The 24949-nt window shown below is 39.5% G+C and carries 23 protein-coding genes and 1 other RNA gene; 14 read left to right on the forward strand and 10 right to left on the reverse strand.

The window, feature by feature from the left end:
• The first annotated feature begins 101 nt into the window (after nucleotides 1-101).
• The 6 genes from IV514_RS04220 (at nucleotide 102) to IV514_RS04245 (ending at nucleotide 5326) form a co-directional block, all read left to right on the forward strand.
• Nucleotides 102-1007 (forward strand): hypothetical protein, encoded by a 906-nt coding sequence (locus IV514_RS04220; RefSeq protein WP_206483643.1) that lies wholly within the window; start codon nucleotides 102-104, stop codon nucleotides 1005-1007.
• A gap of 107 nt (nucleotides 1008-1114) precedes the next feature.
• Nucleotides 1115-2179 (forward strand): nuclease-related domain-containing protein, encoded by a 1065-nt coding sequence (locus tag IV514_RS04225; RefSeq protein ID WP_346776893.1) that lies wholly within the window; start codon nucleotides 1115-1117, stop codon nucleotides 2177-2179.
• A 370-nt stretch (nucleotides 2180-2549) separates the two neighbouring features.
• Nucleotides 2550-3149 (forward strand): hypothetical protein, encoded by a 600-nt coding sequence (locus IV514_RS04230; RefSeq protein ID WP_206483644.1) that lies wholly within the window; start codon nucleotides 2550-2552, stop codon nucleotides 3147-3149.
• A 23-nt stretch (nucleotides 3150-3172) separates the two neighbouring features.
• A complete protein-coding gene (locus IV514_RS04235) occupies nucleotides 3173-3736 on the forward strand; it encodes a hypothetical protein (protein ID WP_206483645.1) in 564 nt (187 codons plus the stop codon).
• Between the two features lie 353 nt (nucleotides 3737-4089).
• Nucleotides 4090-4995: an endonuclease/exonuclease/phosphatase family protein gene (locus IV514_RS04240; RefSeq protein ID WP_206483646.1), complete on the forward strand. Its 906-nt coding sequence runs from the start codon at nucleotides 4090-4092 to the stop codon at nucleotides 4993-4995.
• A 22-nt stretch (nucleotides 4996-5017) separates the two neighbouring features.
• Nucleotides 5018-5326, forward strand: coding sequence for an excalibur calcium-binding domain-containing protein (locus tag IV514_RS04245; RefSeq protein ID WP_206483647.1), 309 nt, complete (start codon nucleotides 5018-5020; stop codon nucleotides 5324-5326).
• Nucleotides 5327-5564: 238 nt separating this feature from the next.
• On the opposite strand, the gene IV514_RS04250 is transcribed toward IV514_RS04245, so the two are convergent.
• From IV514_RS04250 to smpB, 3 genes are all read right to left on the reverse strand, one after another.
• Nucleotides 5565-6923 carry a site-specific integrase gene (locus IV514_RS04250; RefSeq protein ID WP_206483648.1) on the reverse strand — a complete coding sequence of 453 codons (1359 nt, stop codon included), beginning with the start codon at nucleotides 6921-6923 and terminating at the stop codon, nucleotides 5565-5567.
• Between the two features lie 297 nt (nucleotides 6924-7220).
• Nucleotides 7221-7572: a transfer-messenger RNA gene (gene ssrA / locus IV514_RS04255) on the reverse strand.
• A 77-nt stretch (nucleotides 7573-7649) separates the two neighbouring features.
• On the reverse strand, nucleotides 7650-8144 hold the full coding sequence (gene smpB, locus IV514_RS04260; protein WP_206483649.1) for an SsrA-binding protein SmpB: 495 nt from the start codon (nucleotides 8142-8144) through the stop codon (nucleotides 7650-7652).
• A gap of 247 nt (nucleotides 8145-8391) precedes the next feature.
• Here smpB and IV514_RS04265 point away from each other — a divergent pair, with 247 nt between their 5' ends.
• Together IV514_RS04265 and IV514_RS04270 are read left to right on the forward strand one after the other, a co-directional pair.
• Entirely contained in the window at nucleotides 8392-8835 is a 444-nt protein-coding gene (locus IV514_RS04265) for an SRPBCC family protein (protein ID WP_206483650.1), read from the forward strand.
• Complete coding sequence (locus IV514_RS04270) at nucleotides 8810-9190, forward strand: RnfH family protein (RefSeq protein ID WP_206483651.1); 381 nt, start codon at nucleotides 8810-8812, stop codon at nucleotides 9188-9190. The genes IV514_RS04265 and IV514_RS04270 overlap by 26 nt, the downstream gene beginning before the upstream one ends.
• Nucleotides 9191-9271: 81 nt before the next feature.
• On the opposite strand, the gene bamE is transcribed toward IV514_RS04270, so the two are convergent.
• The 4 genes from bamE to nadK all read right to left on the reverse strand — a co-directional run bounded on the left by bamE (nucleotide 9272) and on the right by nadK (nucleotide 13113).
• Nucleotides 9272-9589, reverse strand: coding sequence for an outer membrane protein assembly factor BamE (gene bamE, locus IV514_RS04275; RefSeq protein WP_241242167.1), 318 nt, complete (start codon nucleotides 9587-9589; stop codon nucleotides 9272-9274).
• A 125-nt stretch (nucleotides 9590-9714) separates the two neighbouring features.
• A complete protein-coding gene (gene recN, locus IV514_RS04280; protein WP_206483653.1) occupies nucleotides 9715-11379 on the reverse strand; it encodes a DNA repair protein RecN in 1665 nt (554 codons plus the stop codon).
• 91 nt (nucleotides 11380-11470) lie between these two features.
• Nucleotides 11471-12184 carry a transporter substrate-binding domain-containing protein gene (locus IV514_RS04285; RefSeq protein WP_206483654.1) on the reverse strand — a complete coding sequence of 238 codons (714 nt, stop codon included), beginning with the start codon at nucleotides 12182-12184 and terminating at the stop codon, nucleotides 11471-11473.
• Between the two features lie 47 nt (nucleotides 12185-12231).
• Nucleotides 12232-13113 (reverse strand): NAD(+) kinase, encoded by an 882-nt coding sequence (gene nadK, locus IV514_RS04290; protein ID WP_206483655.1) that lies wholly within the window; start codon nucleotides 13111-13113, stop codon nucleotides 12232-12234.
• Nucleotides 13114-13296: 183 nt separating this feature from the next.
• Here nadK and grpE point away from each other — a divergent pair, with 183 nt between their 5' ends.
• From grpE to dnaJ, 3 genes are all read left to right on the forward strand, one after another.
• Complete coding sequence (gene grpE / locus IV514_RS04295) at nucleotides 13297-13929, forward strand: nucleotide exchange factor GrpE (RefSeq protein WP_206483656.1); 633 nt, start codon at nucleotides 13297-13299, stop codon at nucleotides 13927-13929.
• Between the two features lie 205 nt (nucleotides 13930-14134).
• The gene (dnaK, locus tag IV514_RS04300; protein ID WP_206483657.1) at nucleotides 14135-16060 is read left to right on the forward strand and encodes a molecular chaperone DnaK; all 1926 of its coding nucleotides are present in this window, start codon (nucleotides 14135-14137) and stop codon (nucleotides 16058-16060) included.
• A gap of 324 nt (nucleotides 16061-16384) precedes the next feature.
• Nucleotides 16385-17518, forward strand: a complete 1134-nt coding sequence (gene dnaJ, locus IV514_RS04305; RefSeq protein WP_206483658.1) for a molecular chaperone DnaJ — start codon at nucleotides 16385-16387, stop codon at nucleotides 17516-17518.
• A gap of 92 nt (nucleotides 17519-17610) precedes the next feature.
• Here dnaJ and IV514_RS04310 read toward each other — a convergent pair whose 3' ends face one another.
• The gene (locus IV514_RS04310) at nucleotides 17611-18093 is read right to left on the reverse strand and encodes a glutathione peroxidase (protein ID WP_206483659.1); all 483 of its coding nucleotides are present in this window, start codon (nucleotides 18091-18093) and stop codon (nucleotides 17611-17613) included.
• 543 nt (nucleotides 18094-18636) lie between these two features.
• Between IV514_RS04310 and IV514_RS04315 the strand changes: the two genes are divergently transcribed.
• Genes IV514_RS04315 through IV514_RS04325 form a run of 3 tightly spaced genes read left to right on the forward strand, consistent with a single transcriptional unit; the run spans nucleotide 18637 to nucleotide 22731 of the window.
• Nucleotides 18637-20361 carry a hypothetical protein gene (locus tag IV514_RS04315; RefSeq protein ID WP_206483660.1) on the forward strand — a complete coding sequence of 575 codons (1725 nt, stop codon included), beginning with the start codon at nucleotides 18637-18639 and terminating at the stop codon, nucleotides 20359-20361.
• Nucleotide 20362: 1 nt separating this feature from the next.
• Nucleotides 20363-21160, forward strand: a complete 798-nt coding sequence (locus IV514_RS04320) for a hypothetical protein (RefSeq protein ID WP_206483661.1) — start codon at nucleotides 20363-20365, stop codon at nucleotides 21158-21160.
• Between the two features lie 2 nt (nucleotides 21161-21162).
• On the forward strand, nucleotides 21163-22731 hold the full coding sequence (locus tag IV514_RS04325; RefSeq protein WP_206483662.1) for a family 10 glycosylhydrolase: 1569 nt from the start codon (nucleotides 21163-21165) through the stop codon (nucleotides 22729-22731).
• Nucleotides 22732-22812: 81 nt separating this feature from the next.
• On the opposite strand, the gene IV514_RS04330 is transcribed toward IV514_RS04325, so the two are convergent.
• Complete coding sequence (locus IV514_RS04330; RefSeq protein WP_206483663.1) at nucleotides 22813-23847, reverse strand: helix-turn-helix domain-containing protein; 1035 nt, start codon at nucleotides 23845-23847, stop codon at nucleotides 22813-22815.
• A 148-nt stretch (nucleotides 23848-23995) separates the two neighbouring features.
• Nucleotides 23996-24949 carry an alpha/beta hydrolase gene (locus tag IV514_RS04335; RefSeq protein WP_206483664.1) on the reverse strand — a complete coding sequence of 318 codons (954 nt, stop codon included), beginning with the start codon at nucleotides 24947-24949 and terminating at the stop codon, nucleotides 23996-23998.

The following is a 24949-nucleotide window of genomic DNA, read 5'->3' on the forward strand; positions in this document are numbered from 1 at the left end:
GCTTTTTAAATTATAGCAAATTAAATAGGTTGCACAAGCATGTAAACCTAAAATACCATTTATCCACAGGTTGTAAATTTTCGAATGAGAGGCGTCTTTTGATGAATGTAGAAAGTTGGGGGAAAGCTAGGGTTGCTAGGGCTCAGGGGATATTACGAAGAACGTTTGATAATAGGCGTGAAGTACCGTCAACAGATAGTTATTTTAGGGCTTATAAACCATCAACATTACCATTGTTGACTAGTTATAGAAAAATCTACAAAACATACCAATTAGACAAAAAGATGAAGCACAACCTAAATTATGCGATAAGAGCGGCAACAGTGTTGCTTACTACCCCTCTTGAAAAAAACAGTGACGCAGAAGCAGTATTGATAACTGTTAATTTTAGTGAGTCATTTACAAAAAGACTAGAAGCGATGAAAAGCCCAGTGAGCTACTATGGCAAGCGCCTAAAAGAGTATCTTAAATCATTAAATGTTACTGACTTTTTTTACGTTATCGAGGAAGGCAAAAGAAGACAAAATCAAGTTGGGAGAAGGTTACATGCTCATATAGTTCTTCGAACTCAAAAACATAATGAAAACGAGTTGAAAGAGATATTACAAAACCCAAACGAAGTTTATTTTGATGAATGGGGGAATGCGGAGCATAGATGTGTTGATGTTGAATGGGGTTATGAAGTTAAGATGTTTGGAGACTACATATCGAAAGACGATGTTGAGCTATTAGAAATGGAAATCAATGATTATCCCGAACAAACCGCTTGGAAATTACCGACATTATTTCAACGATCGCATGGTATTTCTTTTGTTAAGCCTATGCTCGGTATAAATGTCGGGTTAGCGGATTACCTATCTAAACAACTTCATGTTCAATTGTTGCAACGTAGCCAACGAAATTATTACATCAGTCGCTCTCTCGTAAAGCGCATGAAGAGCTACGTCGCTGAAATCATAGAACATAACCAAATAGCTATGGGGTTGAAGCCAAAAGCAAAGTCCTAGAAAATTCTCGGTATAGCAGACGCCATGCTTACAAAAAATATCGCTTAAAATACTAGCGCTTCTTATAGAGGGAAGAAGTTTAACCTATTCATTTTAGTCAATTGTTGATGAATGCTAGATCCTCGGATATAGTTTCTTATACACTTAATCACCGCAGTGTTATTGAGCAGGATGCCATAATGATAGTAAAAGAAATGGATAACAAAAATTGCAAATCACCTAATACCATCGCTGGTCAACAACAAGAAAAAGACGTTGCGTTTTATCTGCGTAGAGCGTTTAAAGATGACAATCAAGTATTCGTGTTTAACGATTTCAAGTTCACTCACAACGACGAAACGGCACAAATCGATCATCTGATACTCTATCGCTTTGGCTTTATATTGATTGAATCTAAGAGCATCTCAGGCAGTGTAAAAGTAAATAGCCAAGAAGAATGGAGTCGAAACTATCGAGGTAAGTGGCAAGGTATGCCGTCACCTATCAAACAAGTGCTGTTGCAAGAGCAGTTATTAAAAGACTTACTTCACGAGAATCGTAGTCAGCTTGTCGGCAAGTTGTTGGGGCTGCAGCAAACACTAGGTAAACGAAGTTGGGATCACTTGTGCGCAGTTTCAAGTAATACGTTAATAGAACGTGCAAAAATGCCAAAGCATATTTCGGAGAAGTTGGTTAAGTCGGAGTTTCTAGTCGATGCTGTGAAGAACATCATGGACTTGAAAAATGATGTTTTAAGAATATTGACAGTAACAGACCACCGTCCAGCTTTTAATGATAGTGAGATTTACGCAATTCGAACGTTTCTTCTTAACCAATGCGGGGGGGAGAAGACGAGAAGCAATAATGAAGCTAACGAACCTATAACATTTAAAAATAAACCAGTATCAACGACAGTGGATGATGTGTTCAAGCCACCTAAAAATACAAAGAATGTCATTATCTCCAAACATTCTTATGCGTGTAAAAAATGTAGAGAGAGCACCTTGTTAACGCCACTACCAGGACGGTTCGGTTATTTTTTAAAGTGCGTTGTTTGTGAAGCCAATACACCGCTTAAAAAGGCGTGTGAGAGCTGTGGCAGTAAGCAAACGAAGGTGAGTAAGAAAGGTGGGGCATATACACTGAAATGCTCTGATTGTGCGCATGAGGAGCATTTGTTAACAACAACTTGATACGTTGAGTTGTCTAACAATGTACATGTAATAGTTGGAATTAATTCGTCAGACTGTTGTGAGCGAATAGCTAACTTTGTTGTAGCTTTTAACACTGTTTTATCATCAAGTTTTAATTCTTTTCTTCTATATTTAAGGAAATGACACATTGGGTTGTTTTTCTGCGTTATGAAAAGTTGATTAACCCAATATGTTGATATATAGCAATTAGTTAGAAAGCGTGTTAAAAATTGTACTGGCAGATGAGTGACCTAAAGCTTGGTCGAAAAACCGCCTAATGGTCGATACAAAATTAATAGTCGTAATTTGGAGTCATAAGCTTCAAAGTTGACGCTTGCCGAATTTGAAAAACTAGGAAGGAGAAAAAAAAGTGAGGAAGATTTTTACAGGACTGTTGCTGGCCTTAGTTGTAAAAGTATCTCTAGCTGCAGATACGTTCCCAGAACCATTTGGGCTGACATGGGAAATGTCTGAGGCTGGATTAAAAAAAATAGGGTTTGCGCAAATAAGTGATTCTGAAGGACTAAAAGTTTTTTCATCTCTATCGGTACCTAAAGCTTGGTCGAAAGCTGAAAATTACATTGTGGTTACCTACAAGGGAAAACTTGTGAAGGCCGTGGCAGTATCTAAAAAATTTACGGATGATATCTATGGCTCAGAGGGCAAGTCTGTTTACAAGCAAGTCAAGAACTTACTTGCCAAAAAATACGGTTCACCCTCTGAGCAATATGAGACAGTTGGACGTAAACTTTATGATGACTCTGATGAGTTTTATCAATGTTTAGAGTATTCAGGTTGTGGGGTATATCTATCATTTTTTAATTTCGCTGGCGGAATGATTTCTGTTCAACTTAATGGTAAGCAACGCGGTGTCGGGTATTTAACGATTGGGTACGAAAGCCCTTACTTCTCGATAGCGAAGAAAGAAATAGAACGCGGCAACATTGAATCAGATGCTGATGCATTTTAGTTGAGTAGACAAGGAGAATGGAGATGATCCAAAAAGTTATATTAATAGCAGTCGCAATAATATCGTTTGCTACCTGTGGTGAACAACTTAAAGCTGAAGAAAAGTCGGTGCTAGAGAACGACTCACGAAACGTTAACGTTGATTTTAACTTGTTCAAGTCAGGAAAAAATCTGAAATACTGTGTGAATAATTTATCTGGGGAAGGCAGTGCAATGGATGTTTTTCGGGTATTTTTACAGGCAGCTGAACTTCTCAAAGATAATAGTTACGAGAAAGTAGAGCTTTGCTTTCGAAAGAAAACCCAATTCTTTCTAAGTGGTGATGAATTCAAAATCATGGGAAAGGAATTTGGCGTGCAAAATCCTATGTACACTATCCGGACTTTTCCACAAAAGTTAACTTTGCTTGATGGTACCAATGCTTATGAGAAGCACGAAGGTGGCGTTTTGTACCTGATGCGAGTTCAAATGGCTGACTTCCATGATATGAACGGCCAGTGGTTCATGAACGATTTGGTTGCTGAATTAAATGCCGGAAAGGATGCCAAACGCCCCAAAGAGTTCGCTTCAGATGAAGAAGTTTTTTAAGTAGGGAGAGGTGCATAAAGGTACATTTTAGTTGAGTCCTAGCTAATATGAACTTGAGTGTTACTTTCATCCGCTAATGGCACTTAACAGCTAAAAGTAGTTTTAAATATCAAATCAGTTTCGATTTTAATAGTTTGGTTTCTATGTTTACAGTGCCATTTCACAGGGGGGATTTCCTGTGCTTAAACACTCTAACAAGCGATTACAGATCACAAAATTGAAAAGTGCAGATAATGTATTAGTCATCAAATAACTCTCGCTAGAAGATCACCAATTGCGTTCTAGACGTATTGTGATTGCGAGTCTAAGTGTCATAAGTTAACTTACGATAAAATTCCGAAAAGGACGCTAGAATGTATAAACGCTTTTTATTAAGCCTGTCGCTCATCACATCATTATTTGCTATCACCCCTGTGTATGCTGAAAATTTAAAATTAGCGTCATGGAATATTGCTTGGCTTGGTTCGCATAAATTTAATCAACGCACTGAAAAAGACTATAAAGAGTTAGCTCGATATGCCAGACAACTTGACGCTGATGTTATTGCACTGCAAGAAGTCGAAAACAGCGATTACGCGCGCAAAGTCTTCGGAGATGATTACGACTATTACTTTTCGACAAAAAACTGGGTACAGCGCGTTGGTGTTGCTGTACGCAAGTCAAAAGGCTATCAAGTATCATCAGTTGAGTATAAAGCACTAGATGTTGGGAGAGTTCGCTATGGCATGGACATCACTTTATCCAAAAATGATGAAAAGCTACGATTGCTGGCGGTACATTTAAAGTCAGGATGTTTCGAAAAGGCATTGGACGGAAAAAGCGTTGGCGCTATGGCTAACTCAACTAAAAATGCTAAGAAAAATAAACGGGCTTGTGAGAAGCTCTCTAAGCAAATAAAGCCTTTGGAGTCATGGATTGACCAACGAGCACAGGAAAACATCCCCTTCATCGTTATAGGCGATTTTAACAGGCGATTCAGCAAAGATATTGAACTTGCTCATAGTGAGGAAGCTGGATTGTGGCAAGCGATCGATGATGAAGGCTCTGAAGATATGTGGGCACCAACATTAGACAAAGATTCACAATGTTGGGGTGGTTATTACAAGGATTATATCGATCACATTGTCTTTGACCCGAAGGCAAGGCAACGATACGTACAAGGTTCATTTTACCAGTTAGTCTTTGATGGTAAGTATTCGAAAAAATTAAGCCGAGCGTTGAGTGATCACTGCCCAATATCGATACAACTGGAATTATAGGCAACATCAACAAGGAACGGTTATGAAAAAAGCACTAATATTGGGGTTTATTGTATTCGCAGTGTGGAAGTACTATACGGATAGTATGGTTAAGGCTGATAAACCGCTTAAAACCTCAGAGGCACAAGAAATCACTCACGCGATTAAATCGCCTATCGAACGCACTATTAAAGCAAGTCAACAACAAGCAGCTTTTGAGTGTGATGGTCGCCAGTATTGTTCACAAATGACATCATGTGCCGAAGCTACATACTATATTCAACATTGCCCCAATACTAAGATGGACGGTGACAATGATGGAGTGCCTTGTGAACGTCAATGGTGTAGATAGACTGCTGTAAGCTAAAAAACATTTTAGTCGGTATAGTGAAGTAAAAAAATAGGGGAAAATAATTTTTATCTTATGGTTAGTCATTAAGTAGTGGGTTGCTTAAAGCACAACTACCTTCACTAAAATCGAATAAAAATAAAATTTTTTGCATACATTTCGCATACAAAACTAGCGGGGGAAATCCCCCATATTTAATATTCTTATACTAGTCTTTTAGCATTTAGATGGTGCTTGTTTGCTATTTCTTGGGCTTTCTTTTTAGAAAACGTGAGTAGCTTATGGTGCTCAAGTCAATTCCATAGTCAATACAGTCAATGATTTCTTTCTTCAGTACGTAATCATGCTCGTGACCATAAACATCGTTTGTGACATCCCCCATTTCGTGTCCAACGATTTCTTTTACTATTCTATCGGGTACTAGATCATTACCCACTTTTGTTGAACCCAACTTATTAATAAATGTGTGACGAAATGAATGAAAGCAAACTTTTGTATTGCCTTCAGTGGTTAGGTTACACTTTTTCTTGAAGTTTTCGTTAAACCACTTGGATACCGCTCGTGCTACACCATCTCTGTGATTGGGAAGTTCGAATAATAGCGAATCGTTGGTGTTGCAGCTTTTTATGCGATGCTCAACGAATGACTCAAAACCAGCATCAATAATTATCTTTGCTAAGGGCACGCATCGTCTGCTCGCTTCCGTCTTTAGGCTCTTCCCTGCGTGGTTATCGTTAATATCAATACTTAGTATATCGTTAATGATTTTTATGTCAGAGATGCGCAAATTTGCAATTTCGCTTTCCCTAGCACCCGTGAATAGCCCTAACAAGGGCATCCAGAATTGAAACGCATTGGGTTTTTCACGTGGCAGACGATATTCTGAGTAAATGTAGCTGGTTAAAATCCTAGACAAATGCTCAGAGGAGAAAGGCAATACTTTCTTTTGGGTTTTTTGTATTTCTCGTTTGCCCACGTTCAGCAATTTTCGGTGATCTTTTGTTAAGTAGCCTATGTCAACACACCAAGTCAAAAAGGGTTTAACTGAGTTAAAGTGTGACTCTAATCCTCTGGCTGACAACTTGTTTTTATTCGTTGTTTGAGCAATTTTTTTATAATGCTCGGGGCGAAGCTCAACGGCTTGAGGCAATTCATAATACTTATTAACATTTGCAGGAAGTTGTCTTAATATGCGTTGATACTCGGTGATCGTGTCTTGGTTTAACATAGAGATATCATTTTTTTGACCTACAATATCAGCGAAGACGGACAAATACCCCTTACGTTGGCGTATTATTTTGTCGCTCCAAGTATTTCTTTCTATTTGAAACTTTACGTACTTTACTATCGCTTGTGCGATGGTGATCGTTTTAATAGTGTCAATTGAACGTGAAGGGCTAGGGTCTCTAGTAGATAACGCATGTATTGTTTCGTCTTTATGCTTCAGCGCTTTTTTTTGGCGTTCGATTGCTCTCATTAGTTGCATAGATTCAATTTGCAGATTTTCGTTAGTATCACGCAAATCATCGATAACAATCTTTTTTTTATAGCTATCGACCACGCCTTGCAAGCCTTTGCTATCTAATTTAGGGTCTTTCATTATTATCGTCTTTATATCTTCAATTATTTCGTGTACTTGATTTAATACTATCAAATGTCGTCTGATGGCAACGCTTCTATCTTTAGTGCGCAGAGATATTTTGATTTCACGTTGAATATTGTACTGATTACAGAGACTGAGAGGGAAGCTATAACGAAATTGATAAACGCCATGCTTGGACTTGAAAAAATAAAGAGGATTTCGACACATTTTGTACCACCTGTTCGTGATACTCCTGTGGCGTCACCCTCTTAATGTTAGATATCTCATTGTAAAATAACAAAATATCAAGTTGTGTGGTGGAGCGGGGGGGAGTTGAACCCCCGTCCGAAAAACCTACATCCTCGGTCCTACATGCTTAGTCGATTTTTTGTTTAGCCAATTAGACGCCAATCGACAGGCTTCGTCATGGTGAGCTTGATACTATTTCGCGGTTCAGCCTCAAGCGTGCTTCCCTCGCTAGCCTACATGGGGTGACCATCAGCATCTCTAGACTATAGGCGAATCTTCGAGAGGATGGCTAGCATTAAGCTGCTAGTGCGAACGTTTCGTCGTTTGCAATTATAGTTTTGCGGCTTTTTACCAGGCCAACCGCCCCTGGGCATGCACCTTGGGTTTCGTGAATCCCGTCGAATCCTGAATCCGCCCCAAAGGTAAAACGTACTGATGAATCATCAGTATCCTTTATTGTACAGCGCTTTATACGCGATAACAACGTGGTATTTTTTAATCGATCTTGTTTAGTGTTTTGTTTTTCATCAAGCGACCTTTATCAACCTGCCATTCTCTGTCTTTGATGTCGGCACGTTTATCGTGTGCTTTTTTACCTTTACCTAAGTAAAACTCTAATTTAACCCAGCATTGTTTCCAATACATGGCGGTCGCTATTAATGAATAACCATCACGTTCAACTGCACCAATAAGGCGATCTAGCTCTCTACGGTTAAGTAACAATTTTCTTGGGCGCACAGGGTCACATACTACATGGCTAGATGCAGCATTTAATGGCATGATCTCACTACCTACTATGTAAGCTTCCCGATCTTTGAGCATAACGTAGCAGTCGGAAATATTAACTTTTCCGCTACGAATACTTTTTATTTCCCAACCTTGTAAACTCATTCCCGCTTCAAACTTATCGGTAAGATTGTAGTTGTGACGAGCTTTCTTATTGAGCGCAATTGTATTGCTATTAGACTTTTTGGATTTTTTCTTAGCCATGATATTCCTACACTTAACCGCGGCTATTATACGGAGAATTTACCGTATTTAAATGGCTAATTGATATTTTATTATGCTTCGCATTCGTTAGTTAAAATTGGAAGGGGAAAAATATACGCTTGTTAGGGAAATACTCACATGTTTGATATTCGGTTTATGATTGTTCTATGTCAATGCCACTATATTCGGTTAATGTCATTTTGTTATAGCTTTGGTATTATGGTTGGCTAAGATCGAGGGGAGATAAATGCCAAGTATAAATCGTAATGCATTAGTGATGTTTAGTGTTGAACAGATGTATCAGTTGATAAATGATGTCAATGCATACCCTGAATTTATCCCTGACTGCGGCGGTAGTAAGGTGATTGATGAAGACGAGCATCAAGTAACCGCTTCATTATTGGTGGAAAAGGGGGGGATCAAAAAATGGTTTACCACTAAAAATACCCTCATTGCCAATAAAGAAGTAAAAATGTCACTAGTAGATGGTCCATTTAAACAATTGATTGGTAGTTGGCAATTAACCAAATTATCAGATGAAGCATGCAAAATAACGTTACATTTAGAGTATGAATTTTCCAGTAAGTTTTTTGATTTAGCGTTCGGACGAGTATTTAATACGTTAGCCAATAATATGGTACAAGCTTTTACACAAAGAGCTAAAGATGTTTATGGAGTCAAAGTTGGATAAGGTTGAAACCTCACAAAATGCAAAGATACAAGTGGAAGTGGTATATGGTATACCCAGCAAACAAGAGCTGTTATTAATTTCAGTGGATGACGGTACTACCATTGAACAGGCTATCAGTGCGTCAGGTATCTTAGATACTTTCCCTGAAATTGATTTATCAAAAAATAAAGTTGGTATTTGGAATCGTACCGCTAAATTAACGGATAAGCTAAAAGATCTCGATCGTATTGAAATTTATCGCCCTTTGATTGCTGATCCAAAAGAAGTACGCAAACGTCGAGCAGAAAAAGCAAAAGAAGAAGGGCGTGCTGATAAAGTGACTGGCGGCAGAGTAAACCCATTACGCAATAAATAATTCTACGTTAAATATGTGGAATTTGAATCAAAAAAAGCAGCGTAATTGCTGCTTTTTTTGATTAAATAAGTGACCAATAGCTTAATTGACGATGGGCGTATAGAAGCTTTCTGGTAACTCAAAATCTCCTTCGGCAGAGACTAATTTATTATCTTCAAATTTGATCACAAATTGCTTCTCAGCATCAAACTTTTCACTTCGACCTGATTTAAAACGATAAACATAATGCCATGTGTCTTGATTAAAAGCGTCTAATACCACTGGGCTGCCTAAAACAAATTTGACCTGTTCTTTGGTCATGGCAAGTTTAAGCTTATCAATATCTCGTTGTTCTAAATAGTTGCCTTGTGGGATATCGATGCGGTATACCCAGCTTGAACAAGCACTAATGCTTAACATAAAAATTGCGATGAATACTCTTAACAACATGGTGGTTTTTATTATCCTTTAACTAGTGAACGTGGATGATAACTAAGCACGCAAAGAGTTACAAAGTTTTTTTACTGACTTATCAGGCTAATTTGTTAACTAGCGAGTAATTCTTGCGCATTGGCTAAACTATGCTCGGTGATACTGTCACCAGCAAGCAATCGAGCAATTTCTTGGACTCGCCCTTGTTCACTTAGTTCCGTTACATTAGTCTCAGTGTGCTCGCCATCGGTTAATTTGGCGACAAATAGTTGCTGATGTCCTTTACTGGCAACCTGCGGTAGATGCGTCACACAAATAACTTGGGTGTTAGTTGCCAGTTGTTGTAATTTACTGCCCACCATAGCAGCCGTAGGACCTGAAATACCAACGTCTACTTCATCGAAAATCAAAGTTGGCGTGATCACCTTATCGGCTAAAATAACTTGCATGGCAAGGCTGATCCTAGAGAGCTCACCACCTGAGGCTACTTTGTTCATCGCTGCCAGCTCTTGTCCCGGATTTAAACTAATAAAAAAGTTAACCTCATCCATTCCTTGGGCGGATAATTTACCGCTCTCAAGTGGGTTGATATTTACCTCAAATTGCCCGTGCTCCATATTGAGCTCTTTCATGCTAGTGGTAATTTTATTGTTTAAGGTTTGAGCCGCTTTTATTCTTGATTGAGTGAGTGAATTCGCGGCATCACGATATTGGTTTTCTGCGTTGTCGATATCGGCCAGTATTGATGCTAAGCGGCTTTCATCAGACGAGATAAGAGAGAGCTGATGTTTAAGCTGAGCATGATGCTGGTGAAGCTGTTCGGGTAATACCTGGTGTTTTTTTGCCAACTGAATAGCCAGTGAATAACGCTCTTCTATCATTTGGTAGGCTTGCGGGTCTAGCTCTAACTGTTGATAGTAACCTTGTAATTCATTATTGGTGTCTTCTAGTTGGATCAAAGTACTTTCAAGCTGATTGGCTAATTCCGCCAGCTTTGTATCGACATGGGCTAATTTACTGATTTGATCATGAGCCGATCTAACACTGTCTAAGGCATTAAATTGTTCATTTTCGGATAATGTTTGTAACGTTGCCAGTGTGGTTTCAAGTAAGTACTGGCTATTGCTATGGCGTTTATAATCGCTCTCTAACTGTTCAAACTCACTTTCATTCAAAGAAAATTCATCAAGCTCATTGACTTGATATTGTAATAATTGTTGCTGAGCTTCTCGTTGTATCTGATTCTCTTGTAGTTGTTGATATTCATAAGTGAGGCTTTTCCACTGTTGGTATTGGTGCTTCACATTATCAAGTAAATGTTGATGATCTGCATAGGCATCTAATAACTGGCGCTGCTCAGATGACTTAATGATTAACTGGTGATCGTGTTGACCATGAATATTGATCAACAAACGGCCTACATCTTTTAATTGCGCTAGCGGTACTTGGCTGCCATTTATATAAGCTTTTGAGCGGCCTTCACTTGAGATAACTCGTCTTAAAATGCAGTCATCGTCGTAAGAAATATCATTTTTATCAAGCCACTGTTGGGCGAGTGGGTTATCAGCAATATCAAAGGTGGCGGCTAGCTCGGCTTTTTTACAATTGGGTCTTACCACGTTAGTCACAGCGCGCTCGCCCAAGCACAAACCTAAGGCATCTATGGCGATTGATTTACCGGCGCCTGTTTCGCCAGTAATAGTAGTCATGCCTTGTCGCCAATCAATATCTAGCGAACGAACAATGGCAAAGTTTTGAATATTAAGATGTAAAAGCATAGCGCACCCAAACAACTGTATATAAATATAGGTGTTAATTTATACAGTAATTGTTTTAATTGCAAGTGCTGCTAGGAGTTTTTATGAGTGATTAATTAATATCTGGAATAGCTATTTGATATTTATTGTAAATTTCTTGCAAAACGCCCTCAGAGAGCAACTGTTGGAATGCATGGTCGTAGAAGCGCTTTACGGCTTGCCCCTGCTTATCTTCACTGAAAATAAAGTAGAGGTTTAAGGATGATAAGTCGATTATCCGGTAATTTTTTCGTTGCTCAGCTGATAAGTTTGTTAGCTGAGCTTCAATCATGGATCGGATATCTAGGTAGTATTGTACTTTGTCATTGATTAACAAATTTAACGCACCCTTGCGCTGCTGACTGCCAACCCCTTTAATATAAGGCGCAATTTCGGGTTGAAATAATTCAGTTTTATAGCGCTCTGGCCAAGTCCCTAATTGTGTGCTGAGCTGCACAAGTGAATTTATACTTGCGTCGTGCTTTATCAAGATACTGATAGGCTGTGTTAGTACCGGTTGCTCAGCATAGTTATAATTTTTACCTTTCGGTAGCGCTCCCGTTAAGTGTGCCTTATTCTCAGAGACGTGATTAATTGCTCTTTTCCATGGTACATATTGTACCGTTAGCGTATAGGGAGATTTAGCAAATATCGTATTGAATAATTCATGATAAAAGCCACTACCATCACGATCAGTGTAATTAGGCCATTCTTCAGTAGCCCAAGAGATTTCAGTTTTGTCAATCTGAATGGCTTGGCAAGTATGAAGCTGTACACTGATTAACAATATTAGCTTTGCAAAATACGTTATGCTTTTTAGCATGGTGCATTTAGTTAATATAACTTGTTACCCCAACTTAGTTTGGTGCGCAATACATTAAAATAACTGTGATCGAGTGGGTGGATTAATCGTAGTGTATTTTCACTTTTTCGAATGATCACTTCGTCACCAGGCATCACGGCTAAAATCACATGGCCGTCGCAGCTTACTTGCAAGTTCTCGTAATTTTCATTGGCTAAAATTAATTTGATCTCACTATTACCATCAACCACAATCGGGCGACTCGTTAAAGTATGCGGGAACATAGGTACAAGCGACAGAGCATTTAAGTTAGGTGTTAAAATTGGCCCACCTGCAGACATCGAGTAAGCCGTAGAACCTGTTGGTGTTGAAATAATAAGGCCATCTGAGCGTTGGCTGAACATAAAGCTATTATCAATATATACTTCAAATTCGATCATGCTGGCAACTTTACCGGCATGAAGAACCGCTTCATTTACCGCACTGTTTGAGCTTTTTAATTTTCCATGTCTATAGACTTCAGCTTCAATGATAAAACGCTGCTCTGAGCGTGATTTTCCGGCTAAAATGTCAGAGAGTGGTTCAGCGAATTCGGTCGGTGAAAGGTCGGTAAGAAAACCTAAATTACCTCGGTTAACCCCTAAAACACCAATGTTATAACAAGATAAAACTCGGGCAGCGCCAAGCATATAACCGTCGCCCCCGACAACAATGGCTAAATCGGCTAATTCGCCAATTTCTGTCAAGCTATGAACGGCTAGAGCTGGATGTGAAATTGCATCGGCGACTGAACTTTCTACTATCACCTGATATTGTTGTTCAGACAAAAATTCAAAGAGCGCATTGATGGTATTAGCAGCCCTTGAATGATTAGGTTTGCCGATCAGGCCGATGGTTTTATATAGTTTACTCATCTTTATACTATAACAGACTTTTTTAGCTAGATATCAGCAGTTTCGCCGTATTTAATAGTGTTGTAAAGCGTACTTTTTAAGAAATGATCAACATTTATTCTTGAATCATTTAATACAGCCCCCATAATTAGCAACATTGTCTAATTTATTGACCGTCATTTACGATTTATCTTGGAGTTTTACATGACTAAACAGTCAACAGAGAATAAGAGTGCTGAAGAAATGTCTTCAGACGAGTTAGCTGCTGAAATTATTGGTGAGGCAGAAGAGCAAGTGGAAGAACAGCACGAACATGCACACGAAGCGATCAGCGCTGAGCAAGAAAAAATAAACGAGCTTGAGTTAGCATTAGCAGCAGCCCAAGCAACGGTGGCGGATCAGAAAGATTCTGTTATTCGTGCTAAAGCGGAAGTGGATAATGTGCGTCGTCGAGCTGCACAAGACGTAGAAAAAGCACGTAAATTTGCTTTAGAAAAATTTGCCGCAGAAATGCTTACTGTTGTTGATAATTTAGAGCGTGGTTTAGCGACGATTGATGGCGAAGCAGAAGAGCAAAAGGCGACGTTTGAAGGGGTTAACTTAACCTTACAAGGGCTAATTGCTGGTTTAGAGAAATTTGGGATAAAAGCGATAGATCCACAAGACCAACCTTTTAATCCTGAATTACATCAAGCAATGTCAATGCAAGAAGTAGAAGGTGTTGAGCCTAATACTGTGATTGCAGTGATGCAAAAAGGTTATGAATTAAATGGTCGTTTAATTCGCCCAGCGATGGTGATGGTATCTAAAGCTGCGGGCGTTGATACGCAAGCATAATTTTTGCACTTTTATTTATTAAAGAACCAGACATTGTGTCTGGTTTTTTGTTTTGACCGTTGTGAATTAACGGGGTTGCCTAAAGGGTAAAAATGTCACTTTTTTTATAATTTTTTACACTTTTTAGTTGAAAACGACTTTTCTGCCCCCAATTTAAATTCCAACGACAGATTTTATTACTATTAAGAATTCGGAGATCCTCAAGATGGGCAAAATTATTGGTATTGACCTAGGGACAACTAACTCATGTGTAGCTGTTCTTGACGGCGAAAATGTTCGTGTAATTGAAAATGCTGAAGGTGATCGTACAACCCCTTCTATTATTGCGTACACAGAAGAAGGCGAAACGTTAGTTGGACAACCAGCAAAACGTCAAGCGGTAACTAACCCTAAAAACACCTTATTTGCGATTAAGCGTTTAATTGGTCGTCGCTGGGAAGATAAAGAAGTTCAGCGTGATATCGATATTATGCCTTTCGGCATCGTAAAAGCTGATAACGGCGATGCTTGGGTAACTGCACGTGATAAAAATGTTGCGCCACCACAAGTTTCTGCAGAAGTTTTGAAAAAAATGAAGAAAACGGCTGAAGACTACTTAGGTGAAAAAGTGACTGAAGCGGTTATCACTGTACCTGCCTATTTCAATGATTCACAACGTCAAGCTACTAAAGATGCTGGTCGTATTGCTGGCTTAGAAGTAAAACGTATTATCAACGAGCCAACTGCTGCTGCACTTGCTTACGGCATGGACAAGCAAAAAGGCGACAAAGTAGTAGCCGTATATGACTTAGGTGGTGGTACATTCGATATCTCTATCATCGAAATTGATGAAGTTGAAGGCGAGCACACGTTTGAAGTATTAGCGACCAATGGTGACACTCACTTAGGTGGTGAAGACTTTGATAACCGTTTAATCAATTATTTGGTTGAAGAATTCAAGAAAGACCAAGGCATGGATTTAACAAAAGATCCATTAGCAATGCAACGCTTAAAAGAAGCGGCAGAAAAAGCGAAATGTGAGCTTTCTTCAGCACAACAAACTGATGTGAACTTACCATACATCACAGCTGATGGATCTGGTCCTAAGCACATGAACATCAAAGTAACACGTGCTAAATTAGAATCATTAGTTGAAGACATGGTTAAAGCGACATTAGAGCCGTTAAAAACTGCGTTAGCTGATGCTGACTTATCAACTTCAGAAGTGACAGACGTTATTTTAGTTGGTGGTCAAACTCGTATGCCACTGGTACAAAAAACAGTAACTGATTTCTTCGGCAAAGAGCCTCGTAAAGACGTTAACCCTGATGAAGCAGTAGCTACCGGTGCGGCTGTACAAGCGGGTGTTCTTTCTGGTGATGTAACTGACGTATTATTATTAGACGTGACACCATTATCTCTAGGTATTGAGACTATGGGTGGCGTAATGACGAAAGTTATCGATAAAAATACAACGATCCCAACGAAACAGTCACAAACGTTCTCAACGGCTGAAGATAACCAAGCTGCTGTTACTGTTCACGTAATTCAAGGTGAGCGTAAGCAAGCACAAGCAAACAAGTCTTTAGGTCAGTTCAACCTTGAAGGTATCGACCCAGCACCACGTGGTATGCCACAAATCGAAGTAACGTTCGATATTGATGCTGATGGTATCTTGCATGTATCTGCCAAAGATAAGAACACAGGTAAAGAGCAGAAGATCACTATTAAGGCATCTTCTGGTTTATCGGATGATGAAGTTGAGCAAATGGTACGTGACGCGGAAGCGAATGCTGATGCAGATGCTAAGTTTGAAGAGCTTGTCACGGCACGTAACCAAGCTGACGGTATGGTACACGCTACTCGTACTCAAGTAACTGAAGCTGGTGATGATTTACCAGCGGATGAGAAAGAAAAAATTGAAGCGGCAATTACTGAACTTGAAGCAGCGATTAAAGGCGATGACAAAGAAGCCATTGATAGTAAACAGCAAGCATTAATGGAAGCGTCAGCTAAATTAATGGAAATTGCTCAAGCGAAAGCGCAAGCCCAAGGTGGAGCAGCACCAGAAGGTGATGCACAAGGCGCCGGAGCTAAGCCAGCAGATGATGTAGTTGATGCTGAGTTTGAAGAGGTTAAAGACGATAAATAATCGCTGTTAAAACTGGGTTCGGCTTTATTACATTGGCATAGCGCATTTGTTTTAAGGCCAACTCAAATAAGTTTTAATAACTCGATTATAGTGAGTGTTTTAAATAAAGCGTCGATAACCTCGGCGCTTTATTATGTTCAGGATGAACGGTATGCCGCAATAGCAGGACGCTAAAAAGTGGCGATGTTCAGGATGAACGGTATGCCACGATAGCGGGATGCAAAAAAGTGGTGATGTTGAGTCAGTAAAATATCCATTTGCATAACAGTTTTTGTTATTGAGCGGTTAAGCAAATTGGTATCAATTAATGTGAAGTAAAAAACTATGTCCAAACGTGATTACTATGAAGTGCTAGGTGTATCGAGAGATGCAGGTGAGCGAGAAATTAAAAAAGCTTATAAACGTTTAGCGATGAAATTTCACCCAGATCGTACTAAGGGTGATAAAGATAAAGAAGAATCGTTTAAAGAAATCAAAGAAGCTTATGAAGTGCTAAATAATGATCAAAAGCGTGCTGCTTATGATCAATATGGTCATGCTGCATTTGAGCAAGGCGGCATGGGCGGCGGCGGTTTCGGCGGTGGCGCAGATTTCGGTGATGCATTTGGTGATATTTTTGGTGATATCTTTGGCGGTGGTCGCCGCGGTGGCCAATCACGCCAACGCCGTGGTAGTGATTTACGCTACAACTTAGAAATGACCTTAGAAGATGCTGTAAAAGGTAAGTCGGTTGAAATTAAAGTACCCACTTACGTAAGCTGTGAGCCTTGTAATGGTTCAGGTGCGAAAAAAGGCACCAGTGCAAAAACTTGTTCTACTTGTCATGGTCATGGTCAAGTACAAATGCGCCAAGGTTTATTTGCGGTACAACAGACCTGTCCTTCATGTTCTGGTAAGGGTAAAGTGATCACCGATCCTTGTCCTTCATGTCGTGGACAAGGTCGTGTTGAGAAAACCAAAACGCTTAATGCCAAGATCCCAGCCGGTGTTGATACAGGAGATCGTATTCGTTTATCTGGTGAAGGTGAAGCCGGTGAACATGGTGCGCCAGCAGGTGATTTATATGTACAAGTACATGTTAAAGATCATCCTATTTTTGTTCGTGATGAGAATAACTTGTATTGTGAAGTGCCGATTAGCTTTACAACGGCTGCTCTTGGCGGTGAGATTGAAGTACCAACTTTAGAAGGTAAAGTGAAGCTGAAGGTACCGAAAGAAACGCAAACAGGTAAGATGTTCCGTTTACGTGGCAAAGGGGTTAAATCAGTTCGTAGTCATGCAACAGGTGATTTAATGTGTAAAGCTGTGATTGAAACGCCTGTGAACTTATCGGGTGATCAAGCTGATCTTTTACGTCAGTTAGAAGAGAAAATGGGTAAGAATCAGACGAAGCATCGTCCAAAAGAAACCGGTTTTTTCGATAGCGTGAAGCAGTTTTTCGATGACTTGAAAAGCTAAATTGAACGAGTAACGTTACAGACGACAACTTTGTTATTGTTGTTTTTTAAAGCCTTGCAGCAACTTGCTCCAAGGCTTTTTTGTTATAAAAATTACAGTAATTTTTCTATATCAGCACAGAGTGATTCAGGTTTTGCTGTTGGGGCATAACGTTTTACGACTTGGCCTTGGCGGTTCACTAAAAATTTTGTGAAATTCCACTTGATGCGCTTAGTGCCTAAAATACCTTTTGCCTGAGACTTTAAATATTGATAAAGCTCTGCGGTGTTTTCTCCATTCACTTCTACTTTATCCATGAGTGAGAAACTAATATTAAAGTTTAAATCACAAAATTGTTGTATTTGCTCATTATCACCTTTTTCTTGTTGACCAAATTGGTTACAAGGGAAAGCTAAAATTTCAAATCCTTGCTCTTTGTATTGTTTGTACAGAGTTTCTAATCCTGCATATTGAGGAGTAAAGCCGCAAGCGCTAGCGGTATTTACGATGAGCACAACTTTATCTTTATATTGGCTTAATGGAACAGTGTGTTTTTTGTTATCTATTACTTGAAAATCGTAAATTGATTGACTCATATTGCTACTCTGATCAGCTGCTTTAATGCTTATTAAGCAGGCGGGTTAAAGAATTCAGTAAAACTAGGGTTCAATATTTAGTACTGTTTTGCAAGTACTATTAGGGTGCGTTGATCTTTCAAGTTTGTTTTTGCAGCAGTTTGTTGGAAATTTTTACAAGGCAGTGCTTTTGATATGTGGTTGTTCCACATGATAAAGCACTAAAGATTTTATGCTCCTGCAAAATCACCTTACCCCACATCCATGTGGGGCAACATAGTAGAAATGACAACAAACGCTGCCTAAAAGGTTCGGTTAAAAGCGTTTTACTCTTTGTTGTGAGGAGATTTACTTAGATGACTAAGCGTCATTCCTCACGCCGCGATTAAAACGCTTTTATCTCGAACAAAAATTAAACAGCAAAGTTCAACACGCCCTAGTCAATATTTATTCTGTATGTCAATTGAAGTCATAAAACAGAGTTGGGAATATAATATTCTTTTAATGTTTACCTTTAGGAATAAATAAGTTATTTTGTTGGTATTATCATCAAAAGGCTTGGTTATGCATAATTATTATTTAGCTATTTTCGCAATATTGTTTGTGTTTAAAGCACAGGCTTTACCCAATGATACAGAAAACTTTTACCTTTGCAGTGGTAAAACTACGGTAAGTACCAGTTGGAACTTTGGTACAGCTCCCGCTTATTGTGATATTGACCCTTTCGGTGATCCTAAATTTGTTCAAGACTACTTAAACCAAATTATTTTTGATAGCGGAGAAAGTGCCTCAACAGAACGCAACCGCTATATGAATGAACTAAATGCTGTGATTATAGACGCGGCGCAGTACTACTTGATCAATCGAAAACCGAATGCATCACAAGATGAGATGGAAGCGTGGGGCAGTGCAATTAAAACGGTTGCTCACCAAGAAACTTTCTGGAGTCATTACTTTGAAGCTGTTGTTGATGGCCGAACAAAAATGATGCGGGGTGATAGTGGTCATGGTCACGGAATGATGCAAATTGATGATCGTTGGCATTTTACCGAAATAAATAACGGTAAAGGCTGGCAGATATTTGAGAATATGGTTTATGCCATGGAAATATTCTACTCAGAATGGCAAAAAGCGCCTGAGCAAAGCTGTGTATCGGCAGAAGACAATTGGGTCGAGCGCACTCGTTCAGCTTATTCAGCATACAATGGCGGCCCGAGTAAAATCTGTCGTTGGTTAGAGAACCCTGCTTGGCAGGATGATGGGTTTTATAACAAATATCTTGGGGCAAGTTGGCAAAACTATATCAGCCAGCCTGAACTAGAAAGTGCTATTGATGCTGAGTGCTTTATGGAGGGAGTTGAATTTTGTTTACCTAACTACCAAGCACCGGAGCAACCACAAGAAACGGATGAACAAGTTTGGTGGTTGAATTTTCTACAGCTCTCTAGTGGTGAAACTTGTTTACTTAACCAAGGAGAGTTTCACTGTGTTGTGCAGGCACAAGATGCCGTATGTTTATCGGCAATGTTCAACAGGATCGCTAAAGCGCAAGTGCTTCATTTATCAGAGCAACAAAGTCAGCAATATACAAAACAACTATATGATCGTCATCAGTGCATGAGTCATTTACAAAATGGTTTTAAGGTCGGGGAAGTTATTGCCACCGATAAAGATATTAACATACGTCAGAGCGCTGGTGGCACAGATACAAATGTCGATACCGTGACAGGACAAGCTTATCAGGTATTAGATATTGTGCTTTCAACAGCTCCTGTACAAGAGCGTTATTACCAAATTAAGCACAACTCGACAATTGGCTATATTTTTTCAGGAGATTATGACACTTGGCAAGATTGGGCATACCAAGGAGAGGTAAGCAAACTTGTTGATGAAAATAAAGTGATTGCGTTATCAGGTGATGAAATCTTTGTAGCGAAGAGCGCGGGAGCCTTGTTAAAAACTTCACCACAACAAGGTGCAGATACCTTAGCCACTATTGCAAAAGATACTAAATTAACCGTGGATGATGTAACGGTGCAGGGCGTCAATAATGAGGTGTATTATCACGTCAGCCATAATGGTCAAAACGGGGTTGTGTACGCAGGTATGCTTTTACCTGAAAGTAATTTATCTCAGCAATTTACCTTTAGCCAAATAACAACGCCGCCAAGTCCACCAGCAGAAGAGCCTAAGTCTTCATCAGGCGGTGGCGGCAGTACCCATGGTTATTTTTTATGGCTATTAGTTGGTACTTTGATCTTTAGAGAATTATTGAGTAGGGAGCATTAAAATGGCAAAACAGCTGATCATTGCAATTGTCTTTGTTTTAGCTGCGGTGCTAGCTAATCGTTTACTGATAAGCTCTGATACACCACAAATAAAACCGTCAAATACACACGAAGCGCATATTGAGGATGACAATAAACAACAGTCGCAAGTTCTATCTAAAACCAATGACGATGAGCAAACACTAAAAGGGATCACAGCAAAGCCTAATAACGCTGAGTTTTACCAACAGCGTGATAAATTGTTAGTTAAATTAGAGCAAATTGAAAACTGTGAAACTAATGGCTTGTGTCAATACAATGAAAATGATCCGAAACAATCAATGTTTGAGCAAGAGGCAATGCTGGTTGATACCTTGAAGCAACTACAAGCACATCATGAAAAAGAGCAAGTGTTTGACCAAGCATTAGCAAATATCACAGGCAAGTATTTAGTCAGTCCGTTAGGGCGCGTACAAATGCAAGCGATTGAAATGATGGCATCACAGCCTGTTAACCAAGCAAATGCGGATAGCTTAATTACCAGCTTAGTTGAAAGTTATGATCCTAAGGTGATGATGAAAGCAATGGCGGTATTAGCCGATTATCCTCAGCAAAGAGAACGTTATGAAGCTATGTTGATCCAAACCTTACAAACCGGGAGTTTCTATGTCGCTCGCACGGTAGCCAAAGAAATAGGCGCTGTGTTAAATGCGCAAAATATTGCAAAGTTCGAACAAGTTGCCGCCGCATTACCCAGTAAAACAGCCAAAGCTAAATTACTTAACGCATCCATTGAAGAATATAAAAACACGAATCAGTAAAAATGAAAGTAAGGTTAAATACGGTTAAACAGCTGACGATTCACTACATAAGAGCCTATCCACAACCGTTTATAGTTTGTGCCATTATGCTGGTGCTAGTTATTGTCTTAAGCTGGCCTAAAGCTACTTTTGAGCCGCCTATAGAGATACGGAGAGAGTTTCGCGCTGCTTGGGTTGCAACAGTTGCTAATATTAACTGGCCAAGTACGCCTGATGTCTCGGTTGCTGAGCAGCAAGAGCAAGCGAAAACTCTGCTTGATGCGTTAGTGCAACACAATTTTAATGCAGTGATTTTACAAGTCAGGCCGCAAGGTGATGCGCTTTATGAAAGTGAGTTAGAACCTTGGTCGTATTATTTGTCCGGAGAGCAGGGCAAAGCACCTAGCCCTTATTATGATCCATTAGCTTTTTGGATAAATGAAGCTCATCAACGAGGCATTGAGCTTCATGCATGGATCAACCCTTATCGTGTACATCATGTTGAAGGCGGTGAAATTAGTGAGCATTCGCTGGTGAATACCTTATCAGGTGCGGTGGTTGCGTTAGACAGTGGCTACTATTGGCTAGATCCCAGCCACCCGAAAAGTATTGAACATTCGCTTGCCGTTGCCAAAGACATCACTGAACGATACAACATCGACGGGTTACACATGGATGATTACTTTTATCCTTACCCTTCATACCACCCAAACAAATCCTTTCCGGATCAAGCTAGTTATCAACAATATTTAGCCACTGGCGGTGAGCTGTCGAAACAAGATTGGCGGCGAAGTCATGTCAATCGTTTTGTCAAAGAATTGTATCATGTGGTTAAATCAGTTAAACCTGAAGTAAAACTTGGTATTAGCCCATTTGGCATTTGGCGACCAGGGGAGCCAAAGTGGATTGAAGGTTTTGATCAGTACGACAAGCTGTATGCAGATGCACGTCTTTGGTTACAAGAGGGATGGCTCGACTATTTTTCTCCTCAGTTATATTGGCGTATTAGTCAAGAAGGGCAGAGTTACCCAATGCTATTAAACTGGTGGCAAAAACAAAACACTTTACAGCGTCATATTTGGCCTGGGATCCGCACTCATGATGCCAAAACAGAGCGCGCAGTGGATGAAGTGCAAAACCAAATTATGATCAACCGTGCATTGCTAGAAGATAACACGGGTCAAATTTTCTGGCATATTGGGGGAATTTTAGATAATCCTCCAATGACCAAACGATTAACAACGGCTTCATTTAGTACTCAAGCATTAGTGCCTGCCTCTAGCTGGTTAGATGATGAAGTGCCAGATGCGCCCTCATTTACTTTACTTGAAAATGAGCAAGTTATTGTTGAAATTGATAATGACGATATTGAAGAGCTTAGTCACTATGTAGTTTATAGCCAATATGGAAGTCAATGGCGTTATCGGGTACTCGCTAGCCAGAATAATAGTATTGCATTGCCGGTTAACATTGAACTGGTTCAAGAAGGTAAAGATGAGCCTGTTCACGTCATACTTGAGAAAATAGCGGTTTCTGCTGTTAGTCAGACAGGTATCGAAAGTCTTGTGACGATTGAAACCTTATCGCAGTGAAGTTGTGAACTGCGTTAAATAGTTCATGGTGTTATTATGCCTGATGATAAGTATGAAAAGAGAGTAATGCTGAGTAAGTGCTTACTTAAAAGTATTAAGATTTTCTGAATTTTGCTGATTAATAAATTGCATCGGTGTGATGCCATTCCATGATTTAAACGCTCTGATAAAACTGCGTTCATCAGAAAACTGTAATGCATCAGAGATATCGTAGAGGCTACTTCCCTGCATTAAGCGCGCCTTGGCTTGTTTATTTAGCTCATTATTTTTAAGTTCTCTGAAACTTATTTGATATTCTGCTAGTCGCCGCCTCAATGTTGCGGTGCTGATATTTAACTTATCTGCCATTTTTTCTTGGCACAGGGTACCGGCATGAAGCTCATTACGTACTTGATCTAAAATGGATGCATGATTGTCTATCGCTTGTTGCTGATTCAGCATCTTAGAGAGATAACTGTAAATTAAGGTAAGATTTAAATGCTTTAACTTGTCTTGATTAAGTAAGTTCGAATGCTTATCAATGGTATAAATGAGACTGTAATGCTTCTCCTCAAATTTAACCGGAACATTGGTCATTATTGAGTTAAGCAGTGACTCATTATTACTTTTCGTATTCACCTGCAGCAAATTGAGCTTGGTATCATCGCTGGTTAAATAACTGGTAATGCCATGAATTAAAACAAGCATACTGTCTAACATGCAGTGTGATAACAAAGTATCAGCTGTTGATGCATATTCAAATGTACTGTCGTCAACGATGTAGCGCAACTGGGAGTTTGATACTTCACAATAGTTGTATGCACCGCCATGAATAAAATTATAAGCGCGAGCTATTTCTTGTAAAAGTTGTTCAATGGTTTGACAGTGGTGCAAACTTTTTAGCACGAAGTCATTGGTGCCGGGCAGTAACTTTTTATTACAAAGGTGTAGGCTTTCATCACTCAGTTCTATTGCGCAGTGTTCCATCACCCTAATAAACTCAATGACGTTGATGTCATCAATGCTTTTATCAATCGCTAACTGCTTGGCAACAGTATCAAAAGTTAAATTCGCTGCTGCAAGCGTTTGTTGCAGCAGTTGAATATAACAAGACGATATAATGGCACAATGAAACATTAATACCTGAATAACCAATAAAGCCGAACCTAAAGTCAGTTAACCAGTATTAACTGACAAGATCAACTACCTTGATTGGTACTTTAGTACTATGGTCACTTAATGGTATTTATGTTTGTTATATTCTCTTTACGCTCTTTTTGTGAAGTTAGTGAAATAAATCGTGCCTTAATTGATTTGCTAACTGTTGCCGAGCTAAACGACAAACATCCAATACAGCAAAAGAGAAAAACGCATGAATGGTATTTTCATAACAAGTTAACGTCTTTAATATGCCTGCTTGTTTCATTTTGTTTGCCAGTAATAGCCCTTCATCGTATAAAGGATCACAACCGGCCAGTACCATACTGGTAGCAGGTAAATGCTTCATATCGTTAATAAACAAAGGAGAAACATCGGGATCTTTAGCGCTTTGATCTTGCTGAAGATACCAATCACAGGTGTCTTTTATCGCTTCTTTAGTTAATAAAAAATTACCATCGCCATATTTAAGGCGTGAAGCATAGGTATCGTGAGGTGAGAAGGAATCAACCACAGGATAAATTAAATACAAATTGGCAAGGAGGTCAGTTTGCTGCTGATGTAATTTATTGGCAGCGGCAAGTGCTAAGTTACCACCCGCACTATCGCCCATTAAGGCAATTTTTTCAGGAGCAATGTCAAACTGCTGATGATTCGCTTTGAGCCAGTTCACCACGCCAATCACTTGGTGTAGCGCACAGGGAAATTTATTTTCTGGCGCTAACGCATAATCAACACTGAAAAAGATCGCCCCTGATTGCTGACATAAATCTCTGACGAGGCTGTCGTAACACTCAACATCACCCAGTGACCATCCGCCGCCATGGATAAACACCACTGCGGGTGTTAATCCTGGGCTGGCTTGTGCAGGACGATAGCAACGAAGTTTGACTTCAGTACCACCGTGTTCAATGACCATGTCATCGCTAGTACATTGACTATCAACTTCCCCTGCTAAGCCTAAAAACATTGCTCTGGCACCTTCGCGGGAAGTTTCTACAGATATTTCAATATCGTGAATATCTGTAGATTGCTCGGCGAAACTGTCTAATAACGCTTTGGTTTGTTTATCTAACATCAT

Origin of the sequence: Thalassotalea sp. G2M2-11, from assembly GCF_017168195.1 — a bacterium.
Classification (GTDB): domain Bacteria; phylum Pseudomonadota; class Gammaproteobacteria; order Enterobacterales; family Alteromonadaceae; genus Thalassotalea_E.

What these genes read in the sequence shown, in the direction of transcription:
- IV514_RS04220 (WP_206483643.1), top strand. Translation starts at nt 102, where the DNA reads ATGAATGTAGAAAGTTGGGGGAAAGCTAGGGTTGCTAGGGCTCAGGGG.
- IV514_RS04225 (WP_346776893.1), top strand. Translation starts at nt 1,115, where the DNA reads ATGAATGCTAGATCCTCGGATATAGTTTCTTATACACTTAATCACCGC.
- IV514_RS04235 (WP_206483645.1), top strand. Translation starts at nt 3,173, where the DNA reads ATGATCCAAAAAGTTATATTAATAGCAGTCGCAATAATATCGTTTGCT.
- IV514_RS04240 (WP_206483646.1), top strand. Translation starts at nt 4,090, where the DNA reads ATGTATAAACGCTTTTTATTAAGCCTGTCGCTCATCACATCATTATTT.
- IV514_RS04245 (WP_206483647.1), top strand. Translation starts at nt 5,018, where the DNA reads ATGAAAAAAGCACTAATATTGGGGTTTATTGTATTCGCAGTGTGGAAG.
- IV514_RS04250 (WP_206483648.1), bottom strand. Translation starts at nt 6,923, where the DNA reads ATGAAAGACCCTAAATTAGATAGCAAAGGCTTGCAAGGCGTGGTCGAT.
- smpB (WP_206483649.1), bottom strand. Translation starts at nt 8,144, where the DNA reads ATGGCTAAGAAAAAATCCAAAAAGTCTAATAGCAATACAATTGCGCTC.
- IV514_RS04265 (WP_206483650.1), top strand. Translation starts at nt 8,392, where the DNA reads ATGCCAAGTATAAATCGTAATGCATTAGTGATGTTTAGTGTTGAACAG.
- IV514_RS04270 (WP_206483651.1), top strand. Translation starts at nt 8,810, where the DNA reads ATGTTTATGGAGTCAAAGTTGGATAAGGTTGAAACCTCACAAAATGCA.
- bamE (WP_241242167.1), bottom strand. Translation starts at nt 9,589, where the DNA reads ATGTTAAGCATTAGTGCTTGTTCAAGCTGGGTATACCGCATCGATATC.
- recN (WP_206483653.1), bottom strand. Translation starts at nt 11,379, where the DNA reads ATGCTTTTACATCTTAATATTCAAAACTTTGCCATTGTTCGTTCGCTA.
- nadK (WP_206483655.1), bottom strand. Translation starts at nt 13,113, where the DNA reads ATGAGTAAACTATATAAAACCATCGGCCTGATCGGCAAACCTAATCAT.
- grpE (WP_206483656.1), top strand. Translation starts at nt 13,297, where the DNA reads ATGACTAAACAGTCAACAGAGAATAAGAGTGCTGAAGAAATGTCTTCA.
- dnaK (WP_206483657.1), top strand. Translation starts at nt 14,135, where the DNA reads ATGGGCAAAATTATTGGTATTGACCTAGGGACAACTAACTCATGTGTA.
- dnaJ (WP_206483658.1), top strand. Translation starts at nt 16,385, where the DNA reads ATGTCCAAACGTGATTACTATGAAGTGCTAGGTGTATCGAGAGATGCA.
- IV514_RS04310 (WP_206483659.1), bottom strand. Translation starts at nt 18,093, where the DNA reads ATGAGTCAATCAATTTACGATTTTCAAGTAATAGATAACAAAAAACAC.
- IV514_RS04315 (WP_206483660.1), top strand. Translation starts at nt 18,637, where the DNA reads ATGCATAATTATTATTTAGCTATTTTCGCAATATTGTTTGTGTTTAAA.
- IV514_RS04320 (WP_206483661.1), top strand. Translation starts at nt 20,363, where the DNA reads ATGGCAAAACAGCTGATCATTGCAATTGTCTTTGTTTTAGCTGCGGTG.
- IV514_RS04325 (WP_206483662.1), top strand. Translation starts at nt 21,163, where the DNA reads ATGAAAGTAAGGTTAAATACGGTTAAACAGCTGACGATTCACTACATA.
- IV514_RS04330 (WP_206483663.1), bottom strand. Translation starts at nt 23,847, where the DNA reads ATGTTTCATTGTGCCATTATATCGTCTTGTTATATTCAACTGCTGCAA.
- IV514_RS04335 (WP_206483664.1), bottom strand. Translation starts at nt 24,949, where the DNA reads ATGATGTTAGATAAACAAACCAAAGCGTTATTAGACAGTTTCGCCGAG.